The following is an 8,740-nucleotide window of genomic DNA, read 5'->3' on the forward strand; positions in this document are numbered from 1 at the left end:
AATTGACTCAATCCCCTATCGGATTTTCAGGGTCGCCAGACCCACCAGTACGAGAATTACGGTGATAATCCAGAACCGCACAATGATCTTCGGCTCCGGCCACCCCTTCAGTTCAAAATGGTGATGAATGGGGGCCATGCGGAAAATCCGCCGACCGGTGAGCTTGTACGAGCCCACCTGCAACATCACCGATACCGTTTCCATCACGAACACACCGCCCATGATGAAAAGCACAATTTCCTGGCGCACGATTACCGCCATCACGCCCAGCACCGCCCCCAGAGACAGCGCGCCCACATCGCCCATAAACACCTGGGCGGGATACGCGTTGAACCACAGAAACCCGAGGCCGGCACCACACAGTGCAGCGGAAATAATCACCAGCTCACCCGCACCGGCCACGTAGGGAATCTGCAAATACGTTGCAAACTCGGTATGGCCGCCAGCGTAGGCAAAAATACCCAAAGCGCCCCCCACCAACACGGTGGGCATGATGGCCAGGCCATCCAGTCCGTCAGTCAGGTTCACCGCGTTGCTGGTGCCGTTAATCACAAAATAGGTAAGCACGATGTAGAACCAACCCATGTTGATGGCCACGCTCTTGAAGAAGGGCACGATCAACTGCGTTTCCACCGGGCTTTGCGCGGTGAAGAACAAGGCACAACCGGCACCAAGCGCACCCACCGACAACCACAGGTATTTCCAGCGGGCGGGCAAGCCGCGCGGGTTCTTTTCCACCACCTTGCGCCAGTCATCCACCCAGCCCACGGCGCCGAAAATAAACAGCACACCCAGGGTGATCCACACAAACCGGTTTTCCAGATCGCCCCACAACAGGGTGGAGATCACAATGGCCACCAGAATCAACGCGCCGCCCATGGTGGGGGTACCCGCCTTGCTCAGGTGGCTCTTCGGGCCGTCATCACGAATAGCCTGGCCCACCTGCTTTTCCTGCAGTTTGCGAATCATGATCGGGCCGACCCAGAACGCGATAAACAGCGCCGTCAGCACACTCAAGATGCCGCGCAGGGTGATGTACTGCACCACCAGAAAACCGCTGTGGTATTGCGCCAGATATTCCGCCAGCCAAAGCAGCATCAGTGTGCCCCCCCTGTGTGTGTGCGTTCCTGTGTAAGCCGCTGCACCACCGCTTCCATACCGGCGCTACGGGATCCTTTCACCAACACCGTGCCGCCTTCTGCCAGCACCGGGGCACTCCAGCTCGCCGCCTGTTGATAGTCCTCGGCAATTTTTGCTGCATCGCCATAACCCCGTGCGGCGGCCGCTGCACCGGTCATGGCAACCAAACCGGAAAGCCCGGCCTGACGAGCGTATTCACCCAGTTCCTCTACCAGCGAATCGGCCTGCGGGCCCAACTCGCCCATGGCGCCCAGCACCAGCATTTGTGGTGCAGGCTGCGCGGCCAGCCAGTCGATGGCGGCGCGCACTGAACCCGGGTTGGCGTTGTAGGTGTCATCAACCACGGCGCCGGCACCGGCGGCCTGGATATGCATTCGTCCGGGAACCGGTTTCAGTGCTGCCAGACGCGGCAACACCTGAGGCAGATTTGCGCCCAAGGCTCGCACCGCCGCGCAGGCCATCAAGGCATTACTCACCTGATGCGCGCCGGGCAGCGGTACCGTCACGGTTTCGCCCAGCGGCTGAAGCACAAACTCCGCGCGATCGCGATGCAGGGTGATGTTTTCGGCGTACAGGTCAGCACCGTTTCGCGTGCTTTCATCCATGCTCACCCGCACCACCGTCAAACCCGCGGCACGGGCTTTTTCGGCAAAGAAATCCGCGAAGCTGTCATCATTGTTGATGATCGCCTGACCACCCGGCGTGCAGCCGCCAAAGATTTCCGCCTTGGCGTCGGCAATGCCCTGCATGGAACCAAAGCCTTCCAGGTGCGCGCCGGTCACGTTAGTGACCAGCACCACCTGCGGGCGCGTCAGCGAACTGGTCCAGGCGATTTCGCCCGGCGCATTGGCACCCAGTTCGATCACCGCGTAACGGTGCTCTGCACGCAAACGCAACAGAGTCAGCGGTACGCCCACGTCATTATTGAAGTTGCCATGGGTGGCCAGGGTACCGTCACCCAGCATGGCCGCCGCCATTTCCTTCACCGTGGTTTTGCCGGCATTGCCGGTGACCGCCAGGCGGGGCAAATCGAACTGGGCGGCATAACCGCCAGCAAGACGGCCCAGGCCTTCACGGCTATCGGCAACGCGCACCGCGCTCTCGAAGCAGTCCTGCTCACGCTCCACCAGGGCCGCAATGGCGCCACCGGTTTTGGCCGAGGCCAGAAAATCATGGGCGTCAAAACGGTCGCCGCGCAAAGCAGCAAACAGGCAGCCCGGTTCGATGGCTCGGGTATCGGTGGCCACGGCATTGACCTTCAGGTCTTCACCCTGCAAGGCACCACCGGTCCACTCAGCGATTTGTGACAGCCACATCATTGCGCACCTCCCCGGGCGTTTAACGCCTTGCGGGCCAGGTCGCGATCATCACTGGGGTAACGCACGCCATCCACTTCCTGATAATCCTCGTGGCCCTTGCCAGCGAGCAGAATTACATCGCCGTCACTGGCCGCTTGCACGGTTTCCATTACCGCCTGGGCACGTTCAACAATGACCTGCACCGACGCCGGGTCAGTAAGGCCTGAGCGCATGTCGTCGATAATCTTTTGCGGGTCTTCGCTGCGCGGGTTATCGCTGGTCAGCACTACCCGGTCGGCGCCGCGCTCGGCGACTGCCGCCATCTGCGGGCGCTTACCGGTGTCCCGGTCTCCGCCACACCCTACGATGCAGAACAATCGGCCATGGAAATGAGCACGGCACGCCTGCAAGGCTTTTTCCAGCCCATCCGGGGTGTGGGCATAATCAACGATCACGGTGGGACAGCCTGTTTGCTGTACCGGTTCCATGCGACCGGGCACCGGTGTTACCGTCGCCAGCGCACCGCCCAGCGAAGCAGTGCTGATGCCCTGACCGTGCAAAATCCCGGCAACGGCCATCACATTGCTGAGGTTAAAACGACCAAACAGCGGCAGCGTGACCGTCAGAGGGTCACCGCCCACGGCCAGTTCGGCACGCATACCGTCGGCGGTAAAGGTGACAGCGGCACAGCGCACGGTGGCCCCCGGCTGATCGCCGAAGGTGACACAGCGCACCCCGTCGGCCAGGCAGCCGATCAACGAATACGCCACTGGATCATCGCAATTGATCACCGCCAGCTTGACTCCGTCGCGGGTGAACAACACGGATTTGGCTGCCAGGTAAGCTTCCATGTCCCCGTGGTAGTCCAGGTGATCCCGACTCAAATTGCTGAACACCGCCACTGGCACCGGCGTGGAACCAAGGCGGTGCTGATCCAGCGCATGGGATGACACTTCCATGGCCACACAATCTGCGCCCGCATCACGGACCCGGGCCAGACCGGCCTGCAGGGTAATCGGATCCGGCGTGGTGTGACCGGTAATTTGTTCGCTACCTTTCAGCCCCAGGCCCAGGGTGCCGACCAGGGCACAACGGTGGCCCAAGGCATTGAGTGCATCGCGCAGGAACCAGGTAATGCTGGTTTTGCCGTTGGTGCCGGTCACGCCCACCACATTCATGGCCGCACCGGGCTCGCCATACCAGCGCGCCGCTAGCGTACCCACGCGACGCCCCAGCCCCGGCAGCGCCACACAGGGCACCGCCTGGTCCTGCTGAATCTCAAACGTGTCTGCCTCCGCCAACACCGCCACCGCACCAGCGGCAATCGCCTGACTAACAAACTGGCGACCATCGCTGGCCACGCCCGGCACGGCCAAAAACAGATCACCGGGGGCAACGTTGCGGCTATCGAGCTGTAGCCCTGAAAGCACAACACCCGCCGCAGAAGCTGGCAGGGTGACATCGGGTAGCAGTTGCTGGAGGGTCATCATGAGCGATCCTCCGCATCCGGGCCGCCGGCCAGCAGCCCGTCGGGCTTGTCCGGTGGCACATGCAGTGAGCGCAACACGCCACCCATGATGTTGGAGAACGCCGGCGCCGCGACCAGCCCCCCGTAATAGGCCTTTCCGCCCGGATCATCGATTACCACCACGGTGACAATGCGCGGATCCGTTGCCGGGGCCAACCCGGCGAACAAACCGATGTAATTGTCATCGGCATAACCGCCGGCCATCACCTTGTGCACCGTGCCGGTCTTGCCCGCCACCTGATAGCCCGGCACCTGTGCACGGCGCGCAGTGCCCACACGGCTGACCACGGTTTCCAGCATCTGAACCAACTGTCGAGCCGTGCCCTTGCCGATCACCTGCTCACCCTGCGGCAGACCATCCACCTTTTTCAGGGTCAACGGCACTTTGACGCCATCGTTGGCGATCACGGCATAGGCCTGGGCCAGCTGCACCGCAGACACACTCAGGCCGTAGCCATAGGACAATGCCGCCCGCTCCACATCACGCCACTTGCTGCGCAGCGGCAGCAAGCCGTTGCTCTCACCGGGGAAAGCAATATGGGTGGACTGGCCAAAACCGAAACGCTCCAGGTACCCCGGCAAGGCCAGCGGATCCATGGCCAGCGCCAGCTTGCTGGTGCCCACGTTGGAGCTTTTGGTCAGCACCGTGGTGATATCGATGACACCATAATCACGGTGATCGCGAATGGTTTTGCTGCCCACCCGCAAGGTCCCCGGGTGGGTATTGATAGTGGTGGACGGTGTCACCATGCCCATTTCCAGGGCCGCCGCCACGGTAAACGGCTTCATGGTGGAACCCGGCTCGAACAGGTCCGTCACGGCCCGATTACGCAGCGCACCAGTATCCAGATTGCCGCGATTGTTGGGGTTGTAGGCCGGCTGATTGACCATGGCCAACACTTCCCCGGTGCGCACATCCAGCACTACCGCACTGCCACCCTTGGCCTTGAATTTCTGCACCGCGCCGAGTAACTCCCGGTAGGCCAGGTATTGCAGGCGCAGGTCGATGCTCAGGGTGACATCTTCACCGGGTTCTGCCGGCTCCAGCACCTCGATATCCTGAATTACCCGGCCCAGCAGATCGCGCACCACTTTCTTGCGCCCGGAATGGCCGGACAGATGGTCTTCCATGGACAGTTCAATGCCTTCCTGCCCCTGATCATCAATATTGGTAAAGCCCACCACATGGCTGGCCACTTCGCCGGCCGGGTAATAACGACGGTACTCTGTCAGCGAATAAACGCCGGGCACATTCAGATTCAACACCGTCTTGGCCGCTTCCGGGGCCAAGCCACGCTCCAGGTAGATAAACTCGCGGGATTCATGCCGGCGGACTTTGCGGGCAAACGCTTTCGGGTCGATCACCGGGTTGCCAGCCAGGCGACCCCACTGATCCTGATGCTCCATGGCTTCGCGGGGATTCACCCACAATGTCACCACCGGCGTGCTCACCGCCAGCGGCTTGCCGGCACGGTCCCGGATCACACCACGGTGCGCAGCCAGCGGCTCCACACGCAGGTTACGAATGTCGCCCTGGTGCGCCAGAAAATCATGCTGAATAACCTGCAGATCCACCGCCCGAACCAACAACAGACAGGCACACACCGCCCAGAAGCCCAGCACAAAGCGCCAGCGCATCGGGTGATTCGGTTGCCGTGTCTTGCGGGCCTGCTTCTTCATGGCCGGATCAGCACTCTCTCATCGGTCTTGGGTAATTTCATGCCCAGCTTTTCCCTGGCCAGGCGCTCCACCCGGGCATAGCTGCCCCAGGTGCTGTGCTCCAGCAACAACTGACTCCACTGGCTTTCCAGGCGAGTCTGGCGCTGCTGCAAGCGTTGACTTTCATCGGTGAAACGGCGCGCCTGATGCACGCTGTAACTGACCGCCAGCGCGGACATAACCACCAGCACCACCAGGATGCGAATCATCCACGGGGCCACCATCAGGCCACCTTCTCCGCGACGCGCAGCACCGCACTGCGCGAACGCACATTCACTTTCAATTCCGCTTTACTGGCATGCAGGGCTTTGCCCACTGGCTCCAGCCGCTGAGGCATTTCATCGCCCAACGGCAAACCGCCACGCCCCTTCGGCGCCCGGCCGGAATGGTCACGAATAAACAGTTTCACGATCCGGTCTTCCAAAGAATGGAAGCTGATAATGGCGAGACGCCCGCCGATGGCGAGCGTCTCGAGGGACTGTTCCAGCACTTGATCCAGCGCATCCAGTTCCCCGTTTATATGTATCCGCAACGCCTGAAAGCTGCGCGTGGCCGGATGCTTGCCCTTCTCGTTACGCCCCAGCACGGACTCAATCAAATTGGCCAGCTGCAAGGTGCGAGTAATCGGCTGCTCTTTGCGGGTTTCGCAAATGCGCTTGGCAATCCAGCGGGACTTTCGCTCCTCGCCGTAGCGATACAGCACATTGGCGATGTCTTTTTCCGCCGCGCGAGCCAACCACTGCGCCACGCTCTCGCCCTGGGTCGGGTCCATGCGCATATCCAGCGGCCCATCGCGGAGAAAACTGAAGCCGCGCGCCGCATCGTCCAGCTGTGGCGAGGACACTCCCAGATCCAGCAACAAACCATCAATGGGCCGGCCGGCTTGCTCCACCACTTCTGGCAGACAATCAAAACGGTTGGCGACCATATGAAAGCGGCTGTCGCTGGCTGCGAGTTCCTGCCCGGCGGCAATGGCTTGCGGATCACGATCAATGCCGGTCAGGCGACCGCTGTCGCCAAGGCGCGCGAGCAAGGCACGGCTATGGCCACCGCGACCAAAGGTGCCGTCCACATAAAAGCCTTCGCTCTGGCTGAACCACATATCCAGCACCTCTTCCAGCATGACCGGCTGGTGTGCGTACTGCGTGTCTTCGCTCGTCATCAGAACGACAGCTCCTGCACACTTTCCGGCAAGGCTGCCGGATCCAGGGTGCCATCCACGTCGGACCAGCTTTCCTCTTTCCAGATCTCGAATCGGTGCATCTGACCGATCAGCATGGCGCGTTTTTCCAGGCTGATGGCCGCCCGCAACTCCGGCGGCACCAGAAGACGGCCATTGCTGTCCATCTCAATTTCAGCAGCCTGACCCAGGAAGCGTCGCTTGAGCTGGCGCACCTGCGGGTTGGAATCACGCTGCTCGGACAGCTTCTTGGCGGTATCCATGAATTCGGCACGTGGATAAAGCGCCAGGCAGTCGTCGAACGGGTGCAACGTAAGCACAAGCTGGCCGCCGCACGTGTCGATTAACGACGCACGGTACCGGGTCGGCATGGTTAGCCGCCCTTTGGCATCCAGATTGAGTGCTGCGCTCCCAGTAAACACTGGCCGTCCTCTTGCTCTTGGTTATGCGGTTCCTTCCCAGGGCCTTTCGCCCCACTTCGTGACACCTGTCACGACGGAATTCCCACTTTTTCCCACTTTTCACCACATTGAGACACTCTAGGGCCACTGCAAAGCCCAAGTCAAGCGTGACGACATGGGGAAACGTAAAAGAATTTCCAAATAAATCAGACTGTTAGCAGGCTATTTGAGCAGAAAAGAGGGAGCCGGGAAGCGATAAACGGAAGGAGTTCCGTGACGAATCAGAGCGCTGGGACGCGCAGGTGAGAAAGCACTTTAAGTGTTAGACAGATTAGTTATTAATATTTTTATTTATATATCACTATTCGCGAAATGCATTACCAATCTGCAGAGGGAAGCCGATAGTTACCGCTATCCAGCAAGTCCACGCCGCACTCCAGCTGGGCCAACCAGTCAAGAAACCGCCCCACATTGTCGCCCTGAAAGTACCCGCCATGCTGGGGCACAATCATCCGCGGCGCGAGCTTGCGCACCATCGCCACCCACAGCCGACAGGCTCGATTGCTGGCCATGTAGCGGCGATGAAACCCCTGCATGCTGTGGCAATGATCCGCAAAGTTATCCACGCACCCTTCTTCCCCGCCCAGGCTGGCGCCCACATCGCCGGAAAAAAGGATACCGCTGAGCGGATCATAGAAGCTGAAGTTGCCCACGGAATGCAGAAAATGCGCCGGCAACACCCACAGCTCGGTACCGGCAAACGGCAACATCTTGCCTTCGTCGGCGATACCCAGAATCCGCGCCTGCAGTTGCTCCCCCATCTTGCCGGTGACATAGGACGATGCCAGGTGCGGCAAAAAGCGGGACCACAAACGACTGACCACCACCTGGCAGCGGGTATGCATTAACCAACGCGGCAGCGATGCAATGATGTCCGGATCCTGGTGGGACGCCAGGATATACTCTAGGCCGTCCAGATTAACGCGACGACTGAGCGCAATTGTCAAAGGGGTGTAGGTCAGGTCGCCACCGGGGTCGATCAGCGCGGCCCGGTCGTTATGGCGGATACAGAACTGGTTGGCCTGCACGCCCTCGCCCACCACCAGGTCAGCAAAGCGCAGAACCTCATGGCCATTTTCACTGAAGAGGGTATCCACCTGTGCCATGCCGAGCTCCGAACTGCGTGAGCGGGCAAGCCTAGCGGCGCACGATTATTGAATCATGACCCAGGTCAACAAGGAGAGCGATTGCGAAAAACAAACAACGAGACACGAAGCCCTTTCAGGTCATCGCACTCGTCGCTTGCGTCGCATATGGAAAAAGGTGGACCGGTCGATAAGCCGGGTTCTGTCGTGGACAGTCATTCATCTCGGGTTTGCGTCGCCACAAACCTCTAGCAACCTACCCGGATCCAGCGCGGGCCACGCCAACGGATCCCTATTTGGTCTTGCTCCGGGTGGGGTTTACCCTGCCA

General features: G+C 60.5%; 8 protein-coding genes and 1 other RNA gene. All 9 read right to left on the bottom strand.

All coding sequences use genetic code 11. The features are described 5' to 3' along the window. Positions 1–15: 15 nt before the first annotated feature. Positions 16–1,098, bottom strand: a complete 1,083-nt coding sequence (gene mraY, locus CL546_RS06550) for a phospho-N-acetylmuramoyl-pentapeptide-transferase (protein ID WP_007150321.1) — start codon at positions 1,096–1,098, stop codon at positions 16–18. After that, the gene (locus tag CL546_RS06555; protein WP_290493785.1) at positions 1,098–2,459 is read right to left on the bottom strand and encodes a UDP-N-acetylmuramoyl-tripeptide--D-alanyl-D-alanine ligase; all 1,362 of its coding nucleotides are present in this window, start codon (positions 2,457–2,459) and stop codon (positions 1,098–1,100) included. Before CL546_RS06555 ends, mraY begins: the two co-directional genes overlap by 1 nt. Next, a complete protein-coding gene (locus CL546_RS06560) occupies positions 2,456–3,928 on the bottom strand; it encodes a UDP-N-acetylmuramoyl-L-alanyl-D-glutamate--2,6-diaminopimelate ligase (protein WP_290493786.1) in 1,473 nt (490 codons plus the stop codon). The genes CL546_RS06555 and CL546_RS06560 overlap by 4 nt, the downstream gene beginning before the upstream one ends. After that, a complete protein-coding gene (locus tag CL546_RS06565) occupies positions 3,925–5,646 on the bottom strand; it encodes a peptidoglycan D,D-transpeptidase FtsI family protein (protein ID WP_290493787.1) in 1,722 nt (573 codons plus the stop codon). Before CL546_RS06565 ends, CL546_RS06560 begins: the two co-directional genes overlap by 4 nt. Then, complete coding sequence (gene ftsL / locus CL546_RS06570) at positions 5,643–5,909, bottom strand: cell division protein FtsL (protein ID WP_290493788.1); 267 nt, start codon at positions 5,907–5,909, stop codon at positions 5,643–5,645. The genes CL546_RS06565 and ftsL overlap by 4 nt, the downstream gene beginning before the upstream one ends. Continuing rightward, positions 5,909–6,847, bottom strand: coding sequence for a 16S rRNA (cytosine(1402)-N(4))-methyltransferase RsmH (rsmH, locus tag CL546_RS06575; RefSeq protein ID WP_290493789.1), 939 nt, complete (start codon positions 6,845–6,847; stop codon positions 5,909–5,911). Before rsmH ends, ftsL begins: the two co-directional genes overlap by 1 nt. Beyond that, positions 6,847–7,287 (bottom strand): division/cell wall cluster transcriptional repressor MraZ, encoded by a 441-nt coding sequence (mraZ, locus tag CL546_RS06580; RefSeq protein WP_039926899.1) that lies wholly within the window; start codon positions 7,285–7,287, stop codon positions 6,847–6,849. Before mraZ ends, rsmH begins: the two co-directional genes overlap by 1 nt. A gap of 356 nt (positions 7,288–7,643) precedes the next feature. Then, positions 7,644–8,432 (bottom strand): oxygen-binding di-iron domain-containing protein, encoded by a 789-nt coding sequence (locus CL546_RS06585; RefSeq protein ID WP_290493790.1) that lies wholly within the window; start codon positions 8,430–8,432, stop codon positions 7,644–7,646. A 154-nt stretch (positions 8,433–8,586) separates the two neighbouring features. Further along, positions 8,587–8,740: RNase P RNA component class A (rnpB, locus tag CL546_RS06590), an RNA gene on the bottom strand; the annotation flags it as partial.

Origin of the sequence: Alcanivorax sp. (assembly GCF_002726155.1) — a bacterium.
Classification (GTDB): Bacteria; Pseudomonadota; Gammaproteobacteria; order Pseudomonadales; family Alcanivoracaceae; genus Alcanivorax.

Excerpts from the sequence above, each read along its gene's own strand:
- mraY (WP_007150321.1), bottom strand. The coding sequence starts at position 1,098 with ATGCTGCTTTGGCTGGCGGAATATCTGGCGCAATACCACAGCGGTTTT.
- CL546_RS06555 (WP_290493785.1), bottom strand. The coding sequence starts at position 2,459 with ATGATGTGGCTGTCACAAATCGCTGAGTGGACCGGTGGTGCCTTGCAG.
- CL546_RS06560 (WP_290493786.1), bottom strand. The coding sequence starts at position 3,928 with ATGATGACCCTCCAGCAACTGCTACCCGATGTCACCCTGCCAGCTTCT.
- CL546_RS06565 (WP_290493787.1), bottom strand. The coding sequence starts at position 5,646 with ATGAAGAAGCAGGCCCGCAAGACACGGCAACCGAATCACCCGATGCGC.
- ftsL (WP_290493788.1), bottom strand. The coding sequence starts at position 5,909 with ATGGTGGCCCCGTGGATGATTCGCATCCTGGTGGTGCTGGTGGTTATG.
- rsmH (WP_290493789.1), bottom strand. The coding sequence starts at position 6,847 with ATGACGAGCGAAGACACGCAGTACGCACACCAGCCGGTCATGCTGGAA.
- CL546_RS06585 (WP_290493790.1), bottom strand. The coding sequence starts at position 8,432 with ATGGCACAGGTGGATACCCTCTTCAGTGAAAATGGCCATGAGGTTCTG.